General features: G+C 56.9%; 20 protein-coding genes. All 20 read right to left on the reverse strand.

Annotated elements, in window-relative coordinates:
- Nucleotides 1-56: 56 nt before the first annotated feature.
- The 20 genes from MTX78_RS07860 to MTX78_RS07955 all read right to left on the reverse strand — a co-directional run bounded on the left by MTX78_RS07860 (nucleotide 57) and on the right by MTX78_RS07955 (nucleotide 24,144).
- Entirely contained in the window at nucleotides 57-824 is a 768-nt protein-coding gene (locus MTX78_RS07860; RefSeq protein ID WP_243801471.1) for a slipin family protein, read from the reverse strand.
- A gap of 369 nt (nucleotides 825-1,193) precedes the next feature.
- Complete coding sequence (locus MTX78_RS07865; RefSeq protein ID WP_243801473.1) at nucleotides 1,194-3,158, reverse strand: RagB/SusD family nutrient uptake outer membrane protein; 1,965 nt, start codon at nucleotides 3,156-3,158, stop codon at nucleotides 1,194-1,196.
- 103 nt (nucleotides 3,159-3,261) lie between these two features.
- Nucleotides 3,262-6,447: a SusC/RagA family TonB-linked outer membrane protein gene (locus MTX78_RS07870; protein ID WP_243801474.1), complete on the reverse strand. Its 3,186-nt coding sequence runs from the start codon at nucleotides 6,445-6,447 to the stop codon at nucleotides 3,262-3,264.
- A 412-nt stretch (nucleotides 6,448-6,859) separates the two neighbouring features.
- Nucleotides 6,860-7,495: a hypothetical protein gene (locus MTX78_RS07875; protein WP_243801476.1), complete on the reverse strand. Its 636-nt coding sequence runs from the start codon at nucleotides 7,493-7,495 to the stop codon at nucleotides 6,860-6,862.
- A 205-nt stretch (nucleotides 7,496-7,700) separates the two neighbouring features.
- A complete protein-coding gene (locus MTX78_RS07880) occupies nucleotides 7,701-9,059 on the reverse strand; it encodes a M20/M25/M40 family metallo-hydrolase (protein WP_243801478.1) in 1,359 nt (452 codons plus the stop codon).
- A gap of 163 nt (nucleotides 9,060-9,222) precedes the next feature.
- Nucleotides 9,223-10,497: a beta-ketoacyl synthase N-terminal-like domain-containing protein gene (locus tag MTX78_RS07885; RefSeq protein WP_243801479.1), complete on the reverse strand. Its 1,275-nt coding sequence runs from the start codon at nucleotides 10,495-10,497 to the stop codon at nucleotides 9,223-9,225.
- Complete coding sequence (gene bioA, locus MTX78_RS07890) at nucleotides 10,490-11,797, reverse strand: adenosylmethionine--8-amino-7-oxononanoate transaminase (RefSeq protein ID WP_243801481.1); 1,308 nt, start codon at nucleotides 11,795-11,797, stop codon at nucleotides 10,490-10,492. Before bioA ends, MTX78_RS07885 begins: the two co-directional genes overlap by 8 nt.
- Before the next feature lie 66 nt (nucleotides 11,798-11,863).
- Nucleotides 11,864-12,484, reverse strand: a complete 621-nt coding sequence (gene bioD / locus MTX78_RS07895) for a dethiobiotin synthase (RefSeq protein WP_243801483.1) — start codon at nucleotides 12,482-12,484, stop codon at nucleotides 11,864-11,866.
- A gap of 31 nt (nucleotides 12,485-12,515) precedes the next feature.
- Nucleotides 12,516-12,866 carry an immunity 51 family protein gene (locus tag MTX78_RS07900; RefSeq protein ID WP_243801485.1) on the reverse strand — a complete coding sequence of 117 codons (351 nt, stop codon included), beginning with the start codon at nucleotides 12,864-12,866 and terminating at the stop codon, nucleotides 12,516-12,518.
- Between the two features lie 45 nt (nucleotides 12,867-12,911).
- Nucleotides 12,912-14,054 (reverse strand): aminotransferase class I/II-fold pyridoxal phosphate-dependent enzyme, encoded by a 1,143-nt coding sequence (locus MTX78_RS07905; protein WP_243801486.1) that lies wholly within the window; start codon nucleotides 14,052-14,054, stop codon nucleotides 12,912-12,914.
- A 177-nt stretch (nucleotides 14,055-14,231) separates the two neighbouring features.
- Nucleotides 14,232-15,239, reverse strand: a complete 1,008-nt coding sequence (bioB, locus tag MTX78_RS07910) for a biotin synthase BioB (RefSeq protein ID WP_243801488.1) — start codon at nucleotides 15,237-15,239, stop codon at nucleotides 14,232-14,234.
- Between the two features lie 132 nt (nucleotides 15,240-15,371).
- On the reverse strand, nucleotides 15,372-15,932 hold the full coding sequence (locus tag MTX78_RS07915; RefSeq protein ID WP_317258938.1) for a sugar O-acetyltransferase: 561 nt from the start codon (nucleotides 15,930-15,932) through the stop codon (nucleotides 15,372-15,374).
- A 166-nt stretch (nucleotides 15,933-16,098) separates the two neighbouring features.
- Nucleotides 16,099-16,497 carry an inner membrane protein YiaA gene (gene yiaA / locus MTX78_RS07920; RefSeq protein ID WP_243801490.1) on the reverse strand — a complete coding sequence of 133 codons (399 nt, stop codon included), beginning with the start codon at nucleotides 16,495-16,497 and terminating at the stop codon, nucleotides 16,099-16,101.
- 513 nt (nucleotides 16,498-17,010) lie between these two features.
- Nucleotides 17,011-18,114 (reverse strand): 23S rRNA pseudouridine(2604) synthase RluF, encoded by a 1,104-nt coding sequence (rluF, locus tag MTX78_RS07925; RefSeq protein WP_243801492.1) that lies wholly within the window; start codon nucleotides 18,112-18,114, stop codon nucleotides 17,011-17,013.
- Between the two features lie 116 nt (nucleotides 18,115-18,230).
- Nucleotides 18,231-18,587, reverse strand: a complete 357-nt coding sequence (locus tag MTX78_RS07930) for a hypothetical protein (protein WP_243801494.1) — start codon at nucleotides 18,585-18,587, stop codon at nucleotides 18,231-18,233.
- A 29-nt stretch (nucleotides 18,588-18,616) separates the two neighbouring features.
- On the reverse strand, nucleotides 18,617-19,681 hold the full coding sequence (locus MTX78_RS07935; RefSeq protein WP_243801495.1) for a proline iminopeptidase-family hydrolase: 1,065 nt from the start codon (nucleotides 19,679-19,681) through the stop codon (nucleotides 18,617-18,619).
- A 90-nt stretch (nucleotides 19,682-19,771) separates the two neighbouring features.
- Nucleotides 19,772-21,226 carry an MBL fold metallo-hydrolase gene (locus tag MTX78_RS07940; protein WP_243801497.1) on the reverse strand — a complete coding sequence of 485 codons (1,455 nt, stop codon included), beginning with the start codon at nucleotides 21,224-21,226 and terminating at the stop codon, nucleotides 19,772-19,774.
- 134 nt (nucleotides 21,227-21,360) lie between these two features.
- Nucleotides 21,361-21,936 carry a hypothetical protein gene (locus MTX78_RS07945; RefSeq protein WP_243801499.1) on the reverse strand — a complete coding sequence of 192 codons (576 nt, stop codon included), beginning with the start codon at nucleotides 21,934-21,936 and terminating at the stop codon, nucleotides 21,361-21,363.
- 235 nt (nucleotides 21,937-22,171) lie between these two features.
- Entirely contained in the window at nucleotides 22,172-23,224 is a 1,053-nt protein-coding gene (locus MTX78_RS07950; protein ID WP_243801500.1) for a WD40/YVTN/BNR-like repeat-containing protein, read from the reverse strand.
- 185 nt (nucleotides 23,225-23,409) lie between these two features.
- Nucleotides 23,410-24,144 carry a YebC/PmpR family DNA-binding transcriptional regulator gene (locus tag MTX78_RS07955; protein WP_243801502.1) on the reverse strand — a complete coding sequence of 245 codons (735 nt, stop codon included), beginning with the start codon at nucleotides 24,142-24,144 and terminating at the stop codon, nucleotides 23,410-23,412.
- Nucleotides 24,145-24,409: the final 265 nt, after the last annotated feature.

Genomic DNA, 24,409 nt, shown 5'->3' on the forward strand with positions numbered 1-24,409 from the left:
GCTTCGGGATGCAAGTAAAAACATAATTTGCATTTCTCCGCATAGTGGTGCGCTCTTTACTGATTCGTTGTGTGTTGTGCTGCCAGGGCAGTGAGGCTTTTGGCCGCATGGCTGAATTCCGACGGAATCAAAACCACGGTAGTTGTGCTGTTGTCGATGCCGATTTCGGATATCATCTGCATCCGGCGCAGTTCCAAGGCCATGGGGCTGTTTTCCATTTGCTGCGCCCCCTGCGTGAGCTTGATGCTGGCTTCCAACTCGGCTTCTGCCTTGATGATGCGGGCTCGTTTCTCGCGTACTGCCTCCGCTTCGCGCGCCATAGCCCGCTGCATCGACTCGGGAATCTCGACATCCTTGATTTCCACCAGCTCAATCTTGACGCCCCACGGCTCGGTGGCCGCATCTACGAGTTGCAGCAAAGACGCATTGATTTGCTGGCGGCCACGCAGTACTTCATCCAGTTGGTGCTGCCCAATGATGTTGCGCAACGCCGTAACGGCCAACTGGTACACGGCTTGGTTGAAGTTGGCTACTTTGATAATAGCCCCAGCCGGATCAACTACCCGGAACCACAGCACCGCATTCACCTTGATGGTGACGCTGTCTTTGGTGATAGTTTCCTGCTGCTCCAGGTCCACGGTTTTGGTGCGGATGTCAATAGTGACGCGCCGCTCGATGAAAGGGATGATCCAGTACAAGCCCGGCCCGCGCACCCCCGTAAACCGGCCCAGCCGAAACACAATGGCCCGCTCGTATTCCTGCGCAATGCGGATACCGAGCAATAAAAAACCAACAAGAAGCAAGACAACCGTAAGTACAGGCATGGCCGTAGGGAGGAAAGTGAAATAAGTTGCGGTCAACCAACGGACCGTGCCATACCACGCTACAAAGCGGGTGCCGACTGCCTACCACAGAATGAGGTGCCAAGCGACTGTTTCCCCGTAACCTGTAATCCAGTACCATACAGGCCTTTTTGCGCTACAAAGACCCAGTTTAATACTGTACAAGCGGATACTAAAGCAGCGTCGGCTGCGCGCCACCCTACCATTTTGGATGGGTGGTATTGCCGTTATAAAAGGGTTAGGCGGGTACTTTCCCTGGATGCACAACGCCCACAAAAAAGGAGCGCACCCTTAGGATGCGCTCCTTTTTTGTGGGCGTTGCAACTGGTTGGTTGCAAAGAGGTGCCTAGTTTAATACCCCGGGTTTTGCTCCTCTGCCCGCTCTTGAGCGGTTAGCGGCTGGCCGTTGCGGAAGATGCGCTCCAAGTGAGTCTGTGGGATGGGCCGCAGCTTGAATTTAGGATCGGTAACGCCTGCTGCATCGGGGTTGAAGAGCGGCGCACGCAATTGCAATGTTTCGGTACGAGCCAAGTCTTCCCAGCGGTGCAACTCGCCCAGCAACTCGCGGGTGCGCTCATTCAAAATGAAGTGAATGAAGCGCTGCTCGGTGGTCGTAACCGACGCCGGATAGAGTTCTTTGGGGTCGTTGGTAGTGAAGTTGGTCAGCCGAGCCATCAGGGTTGGATACGTGCTGGTTACGTCGCCGCGCGTGCCACCCTCGACGCGCCAGTTCACCGAAGGCTTCACTTCACCTGCTTTGTAAGCGGCCCGCTGCCGTAGCGCATTTACATATTCCAGGGCCTTGGTGTAGTTGTTTTTGCGGCCGTATGCTTCCGCTGCAATCAGGTACGTTTCGCCGGTACGAGCCAGCAGACCGTCCTTGGTACCGGCTTCCTCGGCGGCACTAGGCCGGTAGGGGTCGGTGTACTTGATGAGCTGCGGAAACTTGTTGCGCACGGCTAGTGTGCCGGTTGGGTCGTAGGCTCCCGTCACCACGTTGCCAGCGGCGTTGCGCACGTAGCGGGCAAAAATTTTGTAGCGGGAGCGGTTGATTTGCGCCTGTGGAATCGGGTTTTCGCGGGTATTGACGATGACGTAGAAGGCCGTGTCGTTGATAGCGAACTTCGGCTGATTTACCAGGGCTGGCGTCGGAGCGTCGGCGGCCGTCCAGCGGGGGTAGCCAGAGGGGCTGGTGTTGTTGGCAATCCAAGCCGTTTTCATCATCTTATAGAAGCGCGAATCGTTGCGCCGGTCGAAGATGTCCATGGCGTAATTGGTGGGCATCACGCGGCGGAAAGGACGGTCATTGAGAATGTCACGGGTCATACCGGGCTCGTTGTCGTACTGCAACGTGAAGTAGGAGTGTACCCGGTTGCCGAAGCGGCCCGAAAGCGTGACGATGTTGTTGAACTGCGCCGAAAAGAGGACTTCGCGGTTGGTTTGCGCTGCTACGCTGTTGGCATAAGTAGCAGGGTTAGCAACGGAAAAGGGAGTAGTGGGAGAGTTAGCTACATCGAACAGATCGGCATAGTTAGCCGCTAGCGGGTTGCGGTTCGAGGTGATGACCTGTTCGGCGTAGTAAGCGGCGCTGTCCATGTCGGTAGGCTTCTGGCCGCGCACGTCCGTCACAGCACTGCCACGCGTCAGGTACACCTTAGCCAAGTAGTGCATGGCCGCGTTCTTGGTGGCCCGGCCGAAATCTGCGGTGGTCGGCGCTAAGTTGTCTGACGCAAATTTCAGGTCAGCTACAATAGCGCGATATACCTCAGGTACGGGCGTGCGGGTGAACTCCAACTTTACGCCCTCGGTGGGTTCCAGTAGCAGCGGAATGGCGCCATACTGCTGCACCAATTGGAAGTAGTAGTACGCCCGCAGGAAACGCAGCTCGGCTAGGCGTTGGGTTTTCTGCGCTTCTGTGCGGAGCGTAGTGGTGCCTTGGATGCCGGGAATGCGGGCAATACCGATGTTGCAGCGGTTGATACCGTCGTAGTCGGCCGTCCACACCCCATCTACGAACCCATCAGAGGCATTGAGGCGGTTGTCGTAACGGTTCCACCACTCGACGTTGATCTGGTCGGCGCTGGTCATCTCATCGACGCCGTAGTTGAACATAGCGAACGAGTGCTCAAGAGCAAATTTGTAGCGAGTTTGCTCGTAGCTGGATTTCACCAAATCCTCCAAGCCCTGCTCGGTGCTGAAGTAGTCGTTGGTAAGCGTGGAAACCAGTTCTTCTTCTAGATAGTCTTTGCACGAGCCCAACCCAAGTCCCATCAAGACGGTCAGGGAGGCAATGCGTACGGTACGGGTGATTTTCATGGCAATATGTGCTGATTGCTAATTGTTGATTGTTGAATTGTTGATTGTTGAGTTGGTTGAGCGGCTGTTACCCCATGCCTCAACTCAGCAATCAGCAACCAACTCAGAATCCTACGCGCAAGCCGAACACTAGGCTTTTAGTGCCCAAGTTGCGGGCCTGCGCCCGTTCGCCGGACGTAGAGCCAACGTCAGCAGCTTCTGGGTCGAGACCCTGGAAGTCGGTGAACAGGAAGGGGTTCACTGCGTTGGCGTACACGCTTAGGTTGCTCATTTTTACTTTCGAGCTGATAGCCTGCGGTACGGTATACGTGAGCGAGATATTGCGCACCCGAGCAAAGCTGCCACTTACAAAGGCGTAACCACCGTTGTTGGCGGATTCAGCTTTGTAGATAGGCCGCGGGTATTCGTTGGTGGGGTTGGTGGGCGTCCAATAATTCACTTTCTGACTCTGGAACACCCCACTCAGACCAGGCGTGATGCCGGTAGATACCAGCTGGCCCACGCGGGCGTATACCAGGAAGCTCAACTCAAAGCCCTTGTAGTTGAACGTGTTATTCACGCTGCCAGACCATTTGGGCCGGTTCGAACCTAGGATCTGGAAATCATTGGCATTAATGACGGGCCGGCCGTTGGCGTCGAGTACACCGTCGGTATCCACCACGCGGATGTCGCCGGGCACTGCGCCGTACAAGCGCGCTTCGTCGGCCTGATCGAGCTGCCAGATACCATCGTTCTTGTAGCTGTAGTACACGCCGAGCGGCTGCCCGATAAACCAGCGGTTCCCGATGTCGTCCTGGGCGCCGGAAGCCAGCTTCACGAACTCCTCCTTGTTGCGCGTGTAGATGAAGTCGGTAGCCCAGCGGAAGCCGCCAGCCGTTTCCACGTTGATGGTGGTCAGGCTGGTTTCGATACCGCTATTGCGCGTCTCCCCAATGTTTTGCAGAATGTTGACTACCCCGCCGGCCGTAGGCAAGCCGCGCGGCAGCAGCAGGTCGGTGGTGTTGGCGCGGTACACTTCCACCGAGCCGCTCACCCGGTTCTTAAGCAACCCGAAGTCCAGACCCAGGTTGATGGTAGAGGTCCGTTCCCACTGTAGTTCGGGGTTGGGAATACCGCCGAGCGTGTTGGGCAAGGTGCCAGGTGTAGGCGAATAGCCGTACGCGGGGGTTTCGTTGAAGGCGTAGGAGGAACGCTGTAAGGTGCCGCCCGTGGTGTAGGGGTCCACGGACGCTTGGCCCACGGTGCCGTAGCCGCCACGCAGCTTCAGCTCGTTGATGACGGCTACGTTCTGCAGGAAGCTCTCTTGCTGAATTTTCCAGGCCAGTGCCACCGAAGGGAAGAAGCTCCATTTATTGCCTGGGGCCAGCACGGAGGCGCCATCGGCGCGGCCGGTAGCCGTCAGCACGTAGCGGTCCAGGAAGCTGTAGTTGATGCGCCCCATCCACGATTGCAACGTGCGCTTCGAAAAGCCGGTGCCGAAGCCGTTGGCGGCCGCCTGATAGGTCGAGCCCAGGTTGTACCACTTCTGGCTGTCGTACGGTAGGTTAACCGCGCTGACCGACGAGCTTTCCCCGCGGTCAGCCTGTACGCTTTGCAGGGCCGTGATGCCCAGGCTGTGCTTTTCGTTGATCTGCTTGTCGTAGAACAGCAGGTTTTCCACCACGTAGGTGAAGTTCTGTCCCTGGTCGTACTGCGCGAAGGAAGTTGAATTTATACCACCGGCATCCCGAGCAATAGCCCGCGCCGACTGAAAGATACCCGTCCGGTTGTTGCGGAAGTCGGGGCCTACGTTGAGGCGGTAGCGCAGCCCTTCAATGGGGAGCTTCACTTCGCCGTAGAAGCTGCCGAAGAAGCGGGTTACGCGCCGCTCGTTGAAGGCGTTTTCAGCTTCGCGCAACGGGTTGTAAATGGTTGATACGAAGGCTGGGCTAACGATAAACGTCCCATCAGGCTCATACGGCGTCGCGTACGGAATCTGCCCCACGGCGCGGCCGTAGATGTCGGGTCCGTAGTTCTGGATAGCCAAGCTGGCATTGGTGGAAGCGCCCAGCGTGACGATGTTGTTAACCTTGTAATCGAGGGTGACGCGGGCGTTGTAGCGCGTGAAATCCTGCCCTTTCTGAATGCCTTCCTGGTTGAGGTAGCCCACCGACATGGAAGCCCGCAACTTGTCGGTGCCGCCGCTGGCGCTGATTTGGTGGTTCTGGGTAAGAGCCGTGCGCAACGCCAGCTTCTGCCAGTCGGTGGTGCGCACCTTGCTGGCATCGTAGATAGGAATCTGGGTGACATTGGCACCGTAGAGGGCGCGCTCTTCCTCGGTGGTAGGCCGATACGCTACTTTGCGCGCTGCGCGGTCTTCCCACTCATAGCCGTCGGCAATGCCTTCCCAAGCAAACTGGTCGTTTTGACCAAATAAAGTGTAATCCAGGGCTGGATCAGCGTAGCGAGGAGCGTAAGAATTGGTGTTGCGGTTGGCTTCGCGCTGCAATTCCAGGAACTCACCGCCGTTGAACAGGTCCAGCGTGCGCGAGGCCTTATCAATGCTGAAATAGTTGTTGTAGTTGAGCGTGAACTTGCCTTCCTGCCCGCGCTTGGTGGTCACAATCACGACGCCGTTGGCGCCGCGGGAGCCATAAATAGCCGTGGCCGACGCGTCCTTCAGCACTTCCACCGACTGAATATCCTGGGGGTTGAAGTCGTTGAGGCCGGTGCCTTGCGCCAGCGGAATGCCATCCACCACGTACAGCGGTTCGTTGGAGGCTCGCACGGAGCGGTTGCCCCGGATGCGGATAGCGGGCGTTTCGCCGGGGCGGAAGTTGCCGCCGGCCACGTCCACTCCAGCTGCCCGACCTTGGAGGGCCTGGGTCAGGTTTTGGGTGGTTACCTGCTGAATCTGCTCTTCTGACACCGACGACAGGGCGCCCGTTACGTCGCTTTTTTTCTGGGTGCCGTAGCCGACTACCACCACTTCGCCCAGGGCCTTGGTGTCGGTGCCTAGTACAATGGATATTTCCGAGCGTCCATCAATCGGTACTTCCTGCGTGGAGTAGCCGATAAAGGAAAAAATTAACGTGCCCTGCCGGTTCGGTACATTGATGGAGTAGCTGCCGTCGGGTCCGGAGGCGGTACCAGTGGTGCTGCCTTTCAAGACAACGGTTACGCCGGGCAGTGGGGCTTTCGAATCGTCGGCGGTGATTTTGCCAGTTATTACCTGGCCCACCGCGGCTGGCGCCACCAACAGCAACGCCGCAGTGGGGAGATGCCGAGCCAAACCATAAAGCTTCTGCATATAAGTGTGGGATTTTAGTTGAATTCTGCTGGAAGATTCCAGTAAAATATTGACCTCCCATCCCGCACTCTCCTGTATGCAAAGGTTTACGGACGCATATAGGTGTTGTCACCCAGCCCGCTTAGGGCTGGCTGTGAGTGCTTTAACAATATGTGTAGATACAGGTAGGTATAGAGTGCCCTAAAATGAAAAAGCCCCTTGCTAACCTCAGCAAGGGGCTTTTTCATTTTAGCTACCGTCAAAGGCAGTACGTCTTCAGTAGCTAAACTGCATTTCTGTACCAGCAGCTTCGTGCACAGTGGCGGTGGTACTCACCATCCCAAAATGGGTAGCGCTACGCTCTGTACACCCGTTTACAAGGCAACTCTACTGTAGTGTACCGGGTGGCCCAATGGAAAAACCAATAGGCTGATTAATGCCAGCCAGTAGTAACTCGTTTGGGTGCCCGAAATGGAATAGCCGTGCTACTGGCGCTAGCTCGGTTGCCATTAGCATCTAGCGCTGTAAATGTAACCGTGTAGTCTGCCTGCGAAGCTAACTGGAAGTTGCCGCCACATGTAAACCAGCCGATCAACAACATATTCTGCCAGCTGATGAGGTAACTGGTAGTTTGCTGCCCGCTCTGCTTATGTTGCACAGTGGTTTTAACAAGGCAGTCGGAAGCGTCCTGAAGAGGGTGGTTGAAGGCAGCATAATGCTCTATTCCTTCGCTATTCTCTTCGTATACGGTTTTTAGCAGTGTTGGAGTGCTGGTCCAAATAGGAGCACGGGTGTCAGGTGCTGAAACTACTTGCCAGCGGTAGATGGTAGCCTTGCGTTTTTCAGGCCCAAAAAAGCCATTCTGAAAAAAATAGAATACGTCTTCTGTTCCCCTCTGGGCGCGCAACTCATACGTACTGTCTGTTAGCAATGGTCGGTTAGCCTGCATTAAGAGCTGCTGAGTTCCCGCGTCAAGTAGCTTATCCCGTACTACCAACGGCACCGAATCGTGTGCCGACCAAAGATACAAGTGGATATCAGAGCCTAGCTGCTCAAAGCCAGCGTGCAACACCGGGTCGCTGTAGGTAGTAGTGGAGATAGTGAATAAGAATATCTGCCGTGGCTGAATTAGTGAAGTTTTGTTGCTGGGCCAGACACTTATCCAGATAGGCGCCTCGCACTGAGCTTGTGCCGCTGGGATTGCAAGGGCTAAGCAGAACAAAAGCGTCAACAACGCTAAACCACGGATAGATAGGCTCATCATGAGCGGAATCTTATCGTACCGGCTTGGGCAACACCGGCAAGCTCTCGTGCCCCTCGGCATCCACCGATACCACCCCGAAAATGAAGTTGTCTTTGCTGTGGGGCAGGTCGGCTTTGGTGTCGGTCACGAAGAACTTTTGCTGCCACTCCGGGGCGCTGGTTTCGCGCATGAGCACGTAGTAGCCAGCGGGTTTTTCGCCAGCTTTGGGCGCTTCCCATTGCAGCTCGGTGCGGTTGGTGAGCTTGGCCGTGAGCACCCCCACGTTGGTGGGAGCAGCGGGGGCTAGGGCCAGATTCGCCAACGTGGCGAGATTCACGCCCGTGTTTTTGCGCAGGTAGGCGAAGTCCATAAACTTGGCATAGTCGCCGTATTCTTCGCCGTTTTCGGTGCGCAAGTCCTGGTGTTGGTGGCGGAAGTCCTCGTTCACTTCCGAGAAGCGTATGGCCGTAAAGCCCTGCTGATTGAACGGGGTATGGTCGCCGCCGCGTAGGAACCGGTCGGGGCGATATTCCAGCACCACCTCGTGGCCAGCTACGTGGTTCTTGGTGATGGTGCGGATGTAGCGGGCCAACTGGCGGCTTGGGGAGTCGTTTTCCGAAGACAAAGTGCGCCGCACTTTTGCTTCATCGGGCGTTTCGTTGGCCGGCACGCCTTCACTGAACACGCGCAGCTGGGTGGTGTTCTTGATTTCGGGATCGTGGCCGGTGGAGTTGCCCATGATGTCGTTGTTGAGCATCGCCACCAACTCCCAGTTTTCGGCTTTGGCGCGCTTGGCCATGTGCGTCGAGCCATAGAGTCCTTGCTCTTCGCCCTGTACGGCCACAAAAATGATGGTAGCCGGAAATTGCTGCTTGCTCATCACCCGGGCCAGCTCCATAACGGCCACTGTGCCGGAACCGTCGTCGTTGGCGCCGGGCGCATCGGCGGTGGCGTTCATCACATCCGAAACCCGCGAATCAATGTGTCCGCTCACCACGAAGATGCGTTTGTCAGCGGGGTCGGTGCCGGGCAGTGTAGCCATAACGTTGGCCATGAGCACCGGCCGGTTGATCCGGCGGCCGTCGGGCTTGACGGTGAAGGTATCCTGCTCCACTTTCAGGCGTCCACCACTGGCCTTGCTGTATTTCTTGAACTCGTCTTCCACCCAGTTGCGGGCCGCACCGATACCGCGCTTCTTGCTTTTGGTGTCGGATAAGGTGTGGCGCGTCCCGAAGCTGACGAGCTTATCTACATCGTCGCGCAAGTTCTTTTCCGACACTTCTTCCACCATCTTCGTGATGAGCGGGTCGGGGGTAGTGGTTGGCTTGTTTTGAGCGAAGGCAGAAGCGGTGAGGCCAAGCGTGAGCAAGAAAAGACTGGAGCGAAGCATGCAGAAAATTTAGTTGAGCCGACAGTAAAGACACGCAAACCCGCTAGAGCGTTGCGAATAGCATGCAATGTAACGCCAACTGGAATTTTTAGCACTTTCATCAAGCAAAGCGCCTTCTTTTTATTGAAATCTCAACGGGCAGGAAAAAGCCTGGGCATTCTCTCTACAATCTCGAAACCACTACGCTGGCCGCATTGCCTCCAAACCCAGCGGCGTTTATCAGAATCCGCCGAATGGGGCGGGCCGCGTCGGTGGCCAGATCCGTACTGAACGGAGCTGCTGGCCAGCGTTGTGTCTCCAATACGTGCAGGGCAAAATCTAAGCTCAGCGCGCCCGACGCACCAAGCGTATGGCCCACCAGCCATTTGTTGGACAAAAGCGGCGGTAGTGCCTCACCAAAGATAGTTCGTAGTGCCGCTCGCTCCGACGCATCGCCGGCTGGAGTGCCCGGACTGTGCAGTACTACGGCATCCACTTCCGCAACCGTGCAGTTGGCTTGGTGCAGCGCTTGGCGCATGGCCTGCTGAAAGTGCTGACCATCGGGCGAGAGGCCAGTCTTGCTGGCTATGGCCTCGAACCCAAACCCTACAGCTTCCAGCACAAACACCGGCTGCGCCGACTGTTGCAACGTGGCCAACGTATCGGCGCTTACTTGCTCCAACGCAAATACAGCGGCTCCTTCGCCCAGCACGAATGTGGAAGGGCGGCCCGCACCAGGCCGGCAAGGCCAGTCAATAGCCGGGAAAGTGGAGTAGATGCCCAACGCGTGCAGTTGCGCCAGCGTGAAATCAGTGAGCGGAGCTTCGGTACCGCCGGCCAGAAAGTGCGTTGCCATGCCTGCCCGCAACCACGCCACGGCGTTGCCAAGGGCCTGAAACGCACTACTACAGGTGCTGGAATGGCTGAGTGCGGCTCCGCCTGTACTGCCCGCATCAAAAGCCACCCAGCTGGCTACGTTGCCCAGCGTAGTAAGTGGCGAAGCGGCCACCGAAACACTACCCTCCGCCAGAAATTCACGATGAAATTGTTCGAGCCGCTCGGTGGCCCCGCGGCTGGAACCTACGCTGACGCTGATGCTTGCTTGCTGGTTGTGGTTGGTTGGTTGTTGCCTGGTGACGGATTCCAACTGCCCACGGCCTATTGGAGTTGAAAGCCCACCCGATGCCAGCCAGCCGGCTTCGGCGGTGGCTTGGCGAGCTGCCAATAACGCTAGCAGCACCGTCCGGTCGAGCTGGCGGTAGGCCGGGTGGGAGCGGCGTAGCTCGGCTATGGAGTATTCGGTAGTGGCAGCCAGCGCCGCTACGGGCAAAGAATAACTGCCCACGGAGCGGGTTTGGAAAGGAATGGTGGCAGGCGCCGCGTAGGAAGTGGAGCTGGTGCCAAGCGCGCTAACCCGGCCCCGGCCCCGGATGATGATGGAGTCCGTGGGGTTAGGCATGGGTGGAAGAAGCGGTGAGGGTAAGCACCAATTCGCGCATCTGGCTCAAGACGCGGTACAGCAGTTCCAATTCCTCGTTGGTTGTGCAATAGGGCGGGAGCAGGTACACTACATTGCCGAGTGGGCGCAATACCACGTGGTGGCTGAGGGCTAGCTGGTACAGCGCGTCGCGGAGGTTGCTGAAGTAGCTGGTGCCTTCGCCGGGGTCATACTCTACGGCCAGCACAGTGCCTAAGTGGCGTACGGCCCGAATACCCGGCTGGCCTTCTAGCTGCTGTTGAAAAGCGGCGTGGGCGGTTGCAATGCGGGTTCGGTGGGCGGTGCAGTCGGCAGAACGGGTTAGCTCCAAGCTCGCCAAGGCCGCCGCGCAAGCCACCGGATTAGCGGTGTAGGAGTGGCCGTGGAACAGGGTTCGTAGCCGGTCTTCGCTTAAAAAAGCCTCGTAGATAGTAGCCGTGCAGGTGGTGAGGCCCATGGCCATTGTGCCCCCCGTTAGGCCCTTCGAGAAACACATGATATCAGGCTGCTCGGTGAGGTACTCGCTGGCAAACAGCGGCCCCGTGCGACCAAAGCCGGTCATCACCTCATCGGCAATGCACAATACGCCATGGCGGTGACAGCGGCGCACTAGTTCATCGAGCACCTCCGCCGAATACGTAATCATGCCGGCGGTGCCCAGCAGCAACGGCTCGAAAATGAAACCGGCTACATCAGGCCGGGCCACAACGGCGTCCAGCTGTGCCAGTACTTCAGTTTCGCGACCTGGCACGGGCACATCAATAAACTCTACGTCAAACAAATAGGCGCCAAAGGGTGCCGTAAACGCGCCCCGGCCGCTCACCGACATCGCCCCAAAGGTGTCGCCGTGGTAGGAGTCGCGGAAGCAGATAAACGTGCGCCGCTCGGGCTGGCCCTGGTTGTGGAAGTATTGCATCACCATCTTCAGGGCCACTTCCACGGCCGTCGAGCCGTTGTCGGAGTAGAACACGCGGGCCTGGTTGGCGGGAAGAATCTGTAACAGCTGCTCGGCCAGCTCCACGGCCGAAGGGTGCGTGAAGCCCGCAAACAAGACGTGCTCCAGGGTGTGCAGCTGGGCACTTACGCGCGTCGCAATGTGCGGGTGTGCATGGCCATGCAGGTTCACCCACCACGACGAAATGCCGTCGAGGTAGCGGGTTTCGTCTTCCGCAATCAGCCAGGAGCCTTCACCGCGCACGATGGGCACGGGCAGCGGCGCGGTTTGCATTTGGGTGTAAGGGTGCCACAGTACGGCGTGGTCCCGTTCGGCAAGAGTAGGCATACAACAGTAACAAAAGGGGGCGGCAAAGGTAACGGCTCTGCCGCATCAAGCCCCGCCACTACTAGCCTACAGCCCGAACCACGCCCGGAAAGTGGCCGCATATTCGCTCACTACAGCGGCCGATACTTCTGTTTCCTGCCGTAGCCGGGGCATGAGTGGAACGTTGGTGTGCGCACTGATGAAGTCTTCGGTAGCCGGTGTGGGCTCCCCATTGAACACCAGGCCCCGTATCCGTAATCCGCGTGCCTGCAATGCCTCCAACGTGAGCAGCGTGTGGTTGATGCTGCCCAAATAGTTGCGCGACACCACCACCACCTCGAGCTGGAATTGCTGCGCCAAGTCGGCTATGAGCAAGCCCGGCGCCAACGGCACCAGCAGCCCGCCTGCACCTTCCACAATCAGATGATTATCGGTAGCAGGCAACTGAAAATCAGTGGCTCGGAGTTCTAGGCCTTCAGCGGCGGCAGCGGCGTGGGGCGAAGCTGGCAGTTGCAGTTGATACCGTTCGGGCCAGAATTTGCTAACCGGATTCCGTACCAAGCTGCGCACCGTAGCCGCATCGGTAGTAGGCTCTAGGCCTGCTTGCACAGGCTTCCAGTAGTCGGCCTGTAATGCTTCCGTCAAGATGGCTGACACCAGGGTCTTGCCCACATCCGTGCCAATGCCGGTGATGAAAAGTTTTTCCAACGGGGTGGTTCTTTAGATAGGGGTGTTGAGGTTAGTCTAGTTCTGCTCGAGAAAACAGATCATGTATCAGCACTTCATCTTCAACGGCTGTTTTGAAGGCAATAGCGAACTGCTTCAGCGCCTCTTTGTCTGATGAATAGGCGCAATACATGCTGCCTTCCGGATCAAACTTCACTACGCCAGCAAGCTCCGGCTGTTTCTCTTCTAAGAACACTTTGGCCAAAGACGCCCAATCATACCCGCTGCCTTCAAAGCCCTCCTTTGCTCTTGTCTTGAAGAGCTCATTCCGGTAGTCACCAACCGTCAGGCATACAGACGCGCTGTTGTCGCTTTCCGACCAGAAGAAGGGACTGATGGTTTCCTTGAAGTTGATGCTACTCATACTATGGCACTCTTAAGTGAGATGATGCAACACGCAATGCTTTCTTCAACCGATACTTGCCTGCTCTAACACCGCCGCCAACCCGTTAATTTCCTCTCGTGTGTTGGAGCTGTGCACAATAAGCCGCAGCCGCTCCGTACCCGCCGGCACTGTCGGCGACACGATGGGGCGCACGTCGAAGCCGGCTTGCTGGGCGGCAGCGGCTATGCGGCGAACTGCTTCGGGGCCCGGACTATCAGGGAAGAAGACTGGGTGGATGATGTGGCTTTCCAGCGGCACGTGCAGGCCAGGTACGGTATTGAGCGTAGCCTTCAAATACTCAGAAAGCGCGAATAGCTCCTTCCGCTCCGCTACTAGAGTGGGCAACAGCTGGTAGGCTGCCGTTAAGCCAGTTATTGTGAGCGGCGGGAGGGCCGTGGTGTAGATGAAAGGACGGCTGAAGTTCAGTAGATAGTCGCGCAACACGGTGGGGCCAACCACGGCGGCACCTTGGCTGCCTAGGGCTTTGCCGAAGGTGAGGATGCGGGCAAATACGTCGGCTTCCAATCCTAAGGCACCTACAAGTCCTTCGCCGGCCGGCCCGTATATGCCATTGCTGTGGGCTTCATCTACTACAAGGTAAAGGCCTCGGTCCCGACAGAATATAGCCAATTCAGCCAGCGGCGCCATGTCGCCGTCCATGGAGTACAACGATTCTACGGCCACAAATACCGCCCCGGTGGCGCGGGCTAGCCGCCGTTCCAAGTCGGTCAAATCGTTGTGGCGGAAGCTCCAGGCCGTGGCGAAGCTGCTCCGGATGCCATCTTTCACGGAAGCATGGGAGGCATCGTCATAAAGAATGGTGTCGCCGCGACGGGGTACGGCGGAGAAGAAGCCCATGTTGGCTGCGTAGCCAGAGTTGAATAGCAACGCCGCTTCGGCCCGGTGAAACTGCGCCAAATGGGTTTCTAAAGCTTCTGTGGCGGCGGAGTTGCCGGTGAGCAGCCGGGAGCCGGTGCTGCCCGCCGCTTCGGAAGTGGCTTGCTGTACGGCGGCTTGAAGCGCTGCGTGGCGGCTGAGCCCGAGGTAGTCGTTGGAACTGAAATCCACCAGCCCGGCCGCTGATTGCGTGAGGCGGCGGCGCGTGCCGGTGGTTTCGCGCTGGGCGAGCTGCTGGGCAAGACGTTGGTGGAGGGGAGAGTTAGGCATGAAAAGAAAAGCCAGAGCTAAAAACTAATTCCCCTCCTTATTTCCAAGAGGGGTGGCCGCAGGCCGGGGTGGTTCAATCGTTGAACGACAACTAGTTTTAGCTCTAGTTAACCACCCCAGTCTGCGGCCACCCCTCCTGGAAATAAGGAGGGGAGCTGTGTTGTAATAGCCTTAAAGCTACGCGCCTACGGGAACCTCTTTGCCTAATACCACTGCTCCTTCCGGCACGTCTTTAAACGACTTGCGGGGCTTCAACCCCAGCAGCGCAAACATCTGCTTGTCGGCGTCGAAATCGGGGTTGGGCGTGGTGAGCAGCTTTTCGCCGCTGAAGATGGAATTGGCGCCGGCTAGGAAGCAGAGGGCCTGCTCCGTGACGGGCATTTCCTGGCGGCCAGCGGAGAGGCGCACCATGGTGTGCGGCATCAGAATACGAGCTGTGGCAATCATGCGCAGCATTTCCCACACGCTCACGCGGGGTTGGTCGGCGAGAGGAGTACCCGCTACGGGCACCAGCGCATTCACGGGCACCGACTCGGGGTGAGCAGGGAGGGTGGCCAGGGTATGCAGCATGGCTACCCGGTCCTCGTCGGTTTCGCCGAGGCCGATGATACCGCCGGAGCACACCGAAATACCCGCTTTGCGTACGTGCTCCAGCGTGTTCAGCCGGTCATCGTAGGTGCGGGTGGTGATGATGTCGTCGTAATGCTCGCGGCTGGTGTCGAGGTTGTGATTGTAGGCGTAGAGGCCGGCTTGCTTGAGGCGCTCGGCCTGGTACTCATTGAGCATGCCCAAGGTGCAGCACACTTCCAGGCCGAGGCCGTTCACCTGCTCCACCATGCCCAGCACCCGGTCGAAGTCCCGGTTGTCGCGGATTTCACGCCACGCGGCGCCCATGCAGAAGCGGGTGCTTCCCGAATCTTTGGCGCGTTGGGCCGAGGCCAGCACTTCAGCATCAGGGAGGAGTTTGTGCGCCTGCACGCCGGTATGGTAGCGGGCGGCTTGGGGGCAATAGGCGCAGTCTTCGGGGCAGCCGCCGGTTTTCACGCTCAGCAGGGTGCACACCTGCACTTCGCCAGTGGCTTGGGTTTGGGCATGAATAGCGGCGGCCTGCGTCACGAGTTCCAGCACGGGCTGGTGATAAATGGCGTTTACTTCTTCGAGGGTCCAGTTGGTACGGAGCTGCATATGGGGAGGGGTAGGCAGTGAAGAATTGACAGGAAACAGACCCTGAAAAGGGCAGCCCGCCGGCGCTGACGCTGCACGGCGGGCTGCAAGATACGCGAGAAGCGGATTTGCACCGATGAAGAACTGGGTTTGTTACGCCTTGTTTTGCTGGTTCTCTGCCGGCCGCAGCACTCGGCACGGATTCCCGACGGCCACCACCCCAGCTGGAATGTCGCGCGTGACTACGCTACCGGCCCCGATGGTGGTGCCCGCGCCAATCGTTACGCCGGGCAGTATAACTACTCCACCACCTATCCACACGTTGTCGCCGATGGTGATGGGGCGGGCGTATTCCCAGCCGGTTATGCGTGGTTCCACCTCTACGGGGTGGCCGGCGGTGCTAAGCAGCACATTGGGCGCGATGAACACGTTGTCGCCGATGGTGACGGGGGCACAGTCGAGGATGGTGAGGTTGTAGTTGGCGTAGAAATTCCGGCCTACTTTGATGTTGTAACCATAGTCGCAGCGCAACGGGGCCTCGATGTGGGCGTCGGTTTCATAGCCAAGCAACTCGGCTAGTACGTGCTTGTTCAGCTGCACGGGCTCCTGGTTATAGCGGTGGCACAGGGTCTTGGCGTGCAGGCGTTCCGCTACCAGCTCGGGGTCGTTGGCCTGGTATAGCTCACCAGCCAGCATCTGTTGTTTGGGCGTCATCACCATACGTAAAAGAGGCTAATGGTGCCAAAGCTAACTCTTGCCCTATCATTCCGCCATCCCGCGCATCAAGCGGCGAGAGGAAGTTGAGCAAGATAATTGAACGGCTTCCACTTAGATGCCCCTAAGTCGGAACAATAAAGTAACTCTCGCTCTACTGTAGCTCTTACAGCGGGTTGCTGTTGGTACGGCTGTCCCGCGTGTTTTTCTGAACGGCAATAGCCCCAAACAGTGCCAGCAAAAACGACATACCATAGAAGCCTTTTTCGCTGAGCGCAAGGGTGGCGTTCCAGAGGCCTACCACTAGCAGGGCCACCGACATCAGAGTGGAAAACCAGCTCAGGCTGTAGTAGATGCCCGTCACCGGCACGCCTTCCATTTGGTCGCGCACGGTCTTTTGGAGCGAAACTGCCGAGAACAAACCGTATAGCAGCACGGTGAAGTAGTAGCCTTTTTCGTTGAGCGCCATGTGGGCGTTCCATAGGCCAACAATAAAGGCAGCCATTCCGGCTAGCAGCGCCACCCACGAGGCGGCAATGAATGCGTTGGAGGGCTTGGTGTTCATCACGGTAGAAAAGGGTTGGTGGAAAACAAGCGCCGGGTAGTAGCCGGTCGACAAGCCAAACATAGCGGGTACCCCCACCATCCCCGTATCCAAACTTCTGTCTTGATTAGACTTTTGAAACTATGAAATCAGTTTTGAGTGCCGCTTGCTAATTCAAGCTTGAATATTGCATAACTAGCTATTATAGATGAAATTAGGTAGTCATATGCCAGATTGCAGACAAGATAAAATCAACGATACTTTGCTTTGAAATTAGATATTTAAACAGTCGTATTTTAGTAAGGTATTGGTAAGACTAGGTGCTATTTTCCCTCAGCTGAGGAGGGGCTAAGGGCGGTTGACCATCCGTTGAACGACATCTAGTAGTGGTTTCCAACTCCAACCTTTCAACCATCCCTAGCCCCTCCTCTACTGAGGAGGGAACTAGCTTTTAACTGTATTCTAAGGCCTGTTACAGCACGCTAAACATGCAACGAGCCGCCCTAATTGGAGCGGCTCGTTGTGGTTAAGAAGTTAAGAGCGTTTGCCAGGTCGGGCGCTGCCGCGGGTGCCGCGGGTGGTGTTCTTGGGTCGGCTGGTGCCACTTGAGGGACCTTTAGATGAACCGGCCGGGCGGTTGGGCCGGGCGCCAGGCTGGCCGGTGGGGCGTCCGGAGCCTGCGGCGCGGCCTGCAGAAGCCAAGCCGCGGGGCGTTGCCGCCTTACGACCCGCGGGTTTCTCCACCCAAGCCCCCGCTAGTTTAGTTTTAGGCTTACGAGGTGCGTCCTCGTTGCCTGGGCCAGAGGCCGGGCGTGCCACAGCGGGCTGGCCGGTCATCGGGCGCGAGGTTTTGCGCGATGGCCGGTCGGCCCATTGCTCGGCGGTGGACACGGTTTTGCGGCGGCGTGGGACCGAGCCATCGTCGGTGCCACTGGAGTGCTCAATCATGCCAAACAGTTCCTTCAGCTCCTTTTCAGTTAGCTCGCGCCAGTCGCCGATACCGATGCCTTTGATGTTGATGTTCATCACCCGGATGCGCTCCAACTGCACCACCTCGTAGCCAAATGCTTCGCACATGCGCCGAATCTGGCGGTTCATGCCCTGGATGAGCGTGATGCGGAAAATGTAGTTGGTTTCCTTCTTCACCTCGCACTTCTGCGTCATCACGCCCAAAATCGACACGCCATTAGCCATGGCCTCGATAAACTGGTCGGTGATGGGCTTGTCCACCATCACAATGTATTCCTTCTCGTGCCGGTTGCCGGCCCGCAGAATCTTGTTGACGATGTCGCCGTTGCTGGTGAGCAGAATCAACCCCTGCGACTCCTTATCGAGGCGGCCGATGGGGAAGATGCGGACGCTGTGCTTGATGTAGTCGATGATATTGCCTTTCACGCCACGCTCGGTGGTGCTGGTGACCCCCGGCGGCTTGTTGAAGGCAATGTACACGGCGTCTTCCTCGGCCCGCGGCTCAATGGCGTGGCCGTTCACCACCACTTTGTCGCGGGCACCGACTTGCACGCCTACCTCGGCCCGCTTGCCGTTCACGAACACGCGCCCCTGCTCGATAAACTTGTCGGCCTCCCGCCGGGAGCAGAAGCCGCTTTCACTGATGTATTTATTGAGCCGAGTTGACATGAGGTAGTGGTTGATTGCTGATTGTTGGCTGCTAGGGTTGTAGCAACAGCCAAATGGCCCGCTTACGTAAGCAACGCAAGCGGGCCACAAAGATACGGCAGAAGCAAGCGGTTACCTTAAACTGCCGCGCCAGCCGCCTTGAAAAACGCAAACAGCGCCGTTTCCACTTCTGCCGGCAGCGTGGCGGGCGTCACGGGTTGCAAGTGTAGTGGTGCGCCGGCTTGCTTGGGCGTGTAGGTGCCTTCACTGGCGTTGAAGCGCAGCTTGCCTTGTGTGAACTCGCGCTGCTGATTGTCGGCTTCTGCACTCATCGATACGAACGTAAGCGGATGCAACGCTTGCGTATCCTTGTTGAAATACAGCCAGAAATATACGTCGCCGGGGTTGTCGCTCTGCACGTCGAGGCGCTTAATTTCGAAGAGGGAGGCGTTGTCGGCTTCGAGCAGAAATAGGGTGCGGTAGGGAATGGACATTCGTGAAATTGTACGTTAGGTAGTAGGCTTTACAACGCAACCTTCTTTTCGCCCTTGTTTACGTTCACTATCCACTTCGTTAGCCCGCTCATATAGGTCTGCTGGTCGTCGTAGAAGCTCATGTGGCTGCCGTTGGGGCAGATGAGGGCGGTGCCGTTCTGCACCTGACTAGCAATGCGGCGCATGTGCTCGGGGTCCATAGTGTCGTACTTGCCGCCGATGCTAAGAACGGGTACGGAGAGTTTCGGTAGGTCAGGAGTCCGGTCCCAGGTGGTGAGCTTGCCGGCAATGCCGAACTCACTAGGACCCTGCATGGTCACGTAAAGCGACTGGTTGCTTTTGCTGAACGAGCGGTTGACGGGCTCAGGCCACTTATCGAGGGGTAGACGCAGGACGTGCTCGGCGTAGAAGTTGGGCATGAGCAACTCCATGTAGCGCGGATTCTGGAAGTCTTTGCGGGCCTCAATCTGCCGGATTTCAGCTAGTACTTCGGGCTTCATCTGCTTGGCCAACACTTGCTCGGCGTACTTGCCGTACTCGGGGCAGCTCATCATCATATTGCTGATGACGAGGCCCTTCAGGTTCTGCTGATATTTGAAGGCGTATTCGGCGGCCAAGATGCCGCCCCAACTGTGCCCGAGTAGGTAAAAGTTGTCGTTGGTGAGGTTGAGGGCTTTGCGTACCTGTTCCACTTCCTCTACGTAGCGCGGCAAGCTCCACATGGCCGTGTCCTTGGGATTGTCGGAGTTGCCGCAGCCAAGCTGGTCGTAATAGATGAACTCTATGCCTTCCTGCGGCAGGAAGTTTTCCATGCACTCGAAGTACTCGTGGGTGGCGCCTGGCCCGCCGTTGAGCAGCAGCACCTTCATCTTGAGGTTGTTGCCGAAGCGCTTAGTCCAGACGTTGAACGTACCCTTGGGCGTCGTGATGGGTATCATCTGCACCCCACCGTCCTGTACGCCCGTTTCTGTGCGCTGAAAATAGGTAGTGGGGGGAGAGGCAGCTGTATCTTCCTTAGGCTGGGTGGAGCAGGCGGCCGCGAAGAAACCGGCCAGAAGCAAGAACACGCACTTACAAGAGGGGAGAGTTGGCATAGCTGTTGAAACAAAGAGAAAGGGTGGGCCTGTGGCTACTTTCATTGGCTGACAAGCGGTTGGCCGCTGCGCCTCGTAGCTTCGCCAAAGCTACTTCACTTGCATCGACTGCTCTAGGTCACGAAACGGAATAACCGTTTTCACTCCGTAGTCTTTCACTGGCCACGACTGCAGAATGGTATCAATTTGCAAACCCAACTCCTGCACGGCCTGGTATAAGCCCGCTTGCCGGGGGCTGGCTTTCTTGATTTCGCCCTGCCGAGCTATCCACACGAGGTCGTCTTCAAACAATAGTTTTTCGCTGGGGAAGTAGTAGATCAGGTAGTCGTTGGTGTGCTGCGACTTGCTGCCAATCACGTGAATCTGCATCTCGAACTTCCCATCAGAAATAGTCTTTACGTGTTGTATTTCCTCGGTTTGCAGGAGTTTGGGCTGCAGTTGCAGACTGTCGGGCCGCAGGGTGTGGGGGGCGGCGGCCAGGTACTGCACGTAAGGCACGTCGGCGGCGGTGGTTAAGATGGTGGCGCCCCGGTGCACGAAGGGCCGCAAGCCACCTAAGTAATGCGGATGGTAGTGGCCCGCCACGAAGTAGCGGATGGGCTTGCGCGGTGCAATTTTGCGCGCTTCCGCAATAATCAGCTCGCCGTTTTGGCTGTTCAACGGCGCTTCCGCCACCAGCAAAAACGTGTCGAATTCCACTAGCAACACCTTGTCATCCGTGTGTGGAAGTCCAATCAAATGCAAGTGCGGGCTATAGTGCTCCACGCTAGTTTCCGGCTTTGCTACCACTTCCGGTGCCAGGGTGTAGCCCACTGGGGGCGCAAGCAAAGTAGGTGCCGCCGACACCAAAGTAGCCGCCGTAATCATGACTTTGTCGGTCAGCTTGCCGTTTATTTTGCTGATGGTAACGGTTTTCGGATACGTCAGTTTGCCAAGGGCAGCGTAATTTTCATAGGTGTACGTGGTGTGCACATCCCCGAATAGGTCGTCGTCTTGCAGGGTGGTTACCTTACTCAGCAGGTTGTCGGCCGTGCGGATATAGAGCCGAACGATAGTACGGTGCAGAGTGGCTTTGTACACGACTAGCTCCCGCGTGCTTTCCGGTTCGGGAGTGCTTTTCGCGGCGAAAAAATACTGAATCAGCGTACTCGGCTCGTAGCGCGCAGCCTGTAAGGGCTGTTCCTGGAAGTCGCCCTGCGTGACGCGCGTCAGCTGCTTGTCGCCGTAATCTTGGAAGAGCAGCGTGGTGGGCGTGAGGTGGGTTTGGGAGAAATACGTTTTGGTGCCCTGGTGCAGCGTGTCACTTTTCAGAAAGTTGCGGGCGTTGCTCCATATCCGGCCCGTGCCGGTGTAGGTAGTTGCCTGCCACGGTTGAAAGCTGTGTTCCAGCTTGTTCAGTGTTTCCTGATAGCGCCACGAAGTGTAAGTGTTCTGCAAAGGCCTGACTTGCTGGTTCCAGCAGGCCCGCAGGTTGTTGGGTGCCTTGGCAAAGGCCGGCAATCCTATAAGCAAGCATACACTTAGCGCTACCAGCAAGCGGGTCATAAGCAATACTAGTATAAGTGGCTTCCTGCAGTCGTGCACACGGTTTGTACGGGCTAGAGGTAAGTAACAGCAGAAAAGATAGCCGTTTATTGCTTGTCAGGTAAAGTGTATTCTATGCCGTAAGATTCAACTTGTCAGCTACCAGCGGAGCGCAGAATGAAATCATAGCCATGCTCAGTGTAGTACACTGAAATTTTTGCCCAAGGTAGATTCTGGGTCCGTGCCCTTTGGTGAGCAATATAGACCAACTGCATATACTGAGCTATAACGAGTTGCTCGCACCAGTCCTTGGCTTCTTCCTCATCATCTGCATCCTCCTCGAAAGCTTGCTGCAACTCTTCATACCCAGTAATAACGAAGGCAGGAGTGGCAATCCAATCTTCTGCTATATCTGTCAGCCATTCGGGGTCTTCGAGGCCACCATCTTGCGCGTACGCAAACCCCTCTATGCTCCAGACCTCAGTGTTGATGTCAAACTCAGTTAGCTCGAAGTATAGCGCTTGGATAGATGAGTTACTGGCTATAGCATTATAAAAATCGTCAATCCATGAGCACAGGCCATCAGCTAGGCTAAGCATTGACTTGTCGAGCACCGAATGAAACGGAGAAGCTGGGACAGCGGCGAGCTTGCTTTTGGCAAACTGTATAGCCTGATCGAATTTCGCTTCCTCTAAATAGGGGTTGATAGCTTCACTGTATTCAAAATTCATGGGGCTCGTCTGCTATGTGCTCTTTGCAACAAATTAAAGAGAAACAGGCCGCTTCGTTGGGTGCCACCCTTTCTTCTTTGGTTTGAAGTATTTCGGTTGCCCCAGCGGCGGTATGCACTTCGCGCAGCGTGTTTCAACTGTCCAGTGATTTTCAGCACTTCCAGCAGTGAGCCATTTCTAAAGCATCCGGCCGCTAGAGCTCCATAAGCCTACCGCTTTCCGGATGCTGCGTGTACTACTTTACGGTCACGCTGATCAGCTTGCTTCCGCTAACAGCGTAGCCCTCCTGGGTGGAGTAGAAGTTTGCCACAGTAATCATATAGATGCCGCTTAACTCGATATCCGACCAGTGCTGTCCCCCGTCTTTGGTTTGTCTGACTGCACCCTGATATACACCGAAGTCGCCGCCAGTGTACGGCCCACCGCCCCATATCAGGCAGGAAGTAGCCGTGAGAGCGTTGATTTTGTAGACTGGCCCGGAGGCCAACAGCACTTCCTCCCAACTGGTCCCGTTGTCGGTGCTTCGCAGAGCAGGGCCGTATCCTTTTAGGTGGTAGCCGGTACCGCCGCTGAACGCCATGTCATTGACGTAGTTGTACGTCAGGGTTGCCGCGTAAGGCCAGCTGGAACCATCGTCGGTGCTACGGGCGATGCGCGAACCGCCCCCCGTGTAGAAGCCCGACGTGCCATTGAAAACCACCTTCGACATGCTGTTGGCAACATTTTCAGTACGAGTCCAGGTGGCGCCAGCGTCATTGCTCCGCCAAATGCCAGACTCCGCGCCATTAGCAGCCGCAAACAGGCCACCCGTAGCATTGACAGCGAGTGAAACGAATTCGAGGTTGGCCTTGCGGTAAGCAATAGCCCAGGTACTACCACCATCAGTAGTTTTCAGCACCAACCCGCCGGGCGGCACGCACCCATTGCCGTTGCAACTGGTATTGCCGCCCACTACGTAGCCGGTGGTGCGGCTGGTAAATAAAATTTGGTTGAGGTATACGTCGGAGCTAGGGGCGCTGTACACCAATGTCCAACTGCTTCCCTGGTCGGTAGTTCGGTAGATTTTCCCATCGCCAGTACTAACTAGCCCTGTCGTCTGATCGAAGAAATGCAGGTCTCGGCTGTAATTTGGTACAGTATTACCAACCACACGAAGGCGAATATCGTCGTTTTCGAAGGGCAGCGTGGCAGTAACCCGAGCCACGGGTTGCTCTGGAGCTACTTCTTTTTTCTGGCATGCGCCAGCCGCCAGTAGTAGCAAACCAGATATGAAGGCAAGAAATCTCATGTGCAAGGGTCGCAAGGAAGTGAAAGAGAAGCCAGTACTACTAGCCAGTGGGAGTAGGAGCCACTACACGTTCAGCAGGTTGCATTCACTTACAGCCCTAGATTTAGGCAACAACGCTAACGCAACGGGCCACCCCAACTGGAGCGGCCCGCTTCATAACCCAATCGACTGCTACAAGTGGGGCTTTAGCCCAGCGTGTGGTACACGGCCTGTACGTCGTCGTCCTCTTCGAATTTCTCGATGAGGTTCATTACCTCTTCCAGCTGGTCGCCTTCGAGGTGGACGGTAGTGTTAGGCACGCGCTGGAGCTGGGCCGATACCACGTTCAGGTTCTTTTCTTCCAACGCCTTCTGCATCTGGCCGAAGTCATGGAAAGTGGTTTCCACCACAATAAAGTCCTTCACGTTGCCTTGCTCGTCTTCTTCCTGGTCGGCGTACACGTCTTCGGCGCCGGCGTCAATCAGTTCCAGTTCTAGCTCGTCGAGGTCGAGGCCTTCGGCGGCGAGGCGGAACACGCCTTTGCGGGTGAAGGTATAGTCCGAGGAGCCGGCGGTACCGAGGGCGCCGTTGCCGCGGTTGAAGTACATGCGCACGTTGGCTACGGTGCGGGTCGGGTTGTCGGTGGCGGTTTCAATTACCACGGCCACACCGTGGGGTGCATAGCCTTCATATACCACTTCCTGGTAGTCCTTCTCTTCCTTGCTGCTGGCCCGCTTAATAGCGGATTCCACCCGGTCTTTGGGCATGTTCACGCCTTTGGCGTTCTGCATCGCCGTACGCAGGCGGGAGTTAGCGTCCGGATTCGTGCCGCCTTCTTTCACGGCCATTACAATTTCCCGGCCGATACGGGTGAAGTCCTTGGACATCCGGTCCCAGCGCTTCATTTTGCGGCCTTTCCGGAATTCAAATGCGCGTCCCATCTATGGTGAGTTGGTGAAATAGTGAGTTAGTGAGATTTCAGATCGGCGGGGTGGGCCGAAGGGGCTGCAAGTTAACAGAAAGCCCACCCGAGCGCAATGGTGTTGCTAGTACGTTAGGGTCTCAGGCAATTTCACCACGCAGTAGCCGCTACAGCAGTACAGCTTTCAATGGCGACCGAGGAAACACGTAATACTCCGGTAGTGTGCCTTCAAGCCACTTCTTACTGCGCTATCCATCATATGGCTAGACTGTGGGCTTGGGCCC

This window comes from Hymenobacter tibetensis (assembly GCF_022827545.1).
Lineage (GTDB): Bacteria > Bacteroidota > Bacteroidia > Cytophagales > Hymenobacteraceae > Hymenobacter > Hymenobacter tibetensis.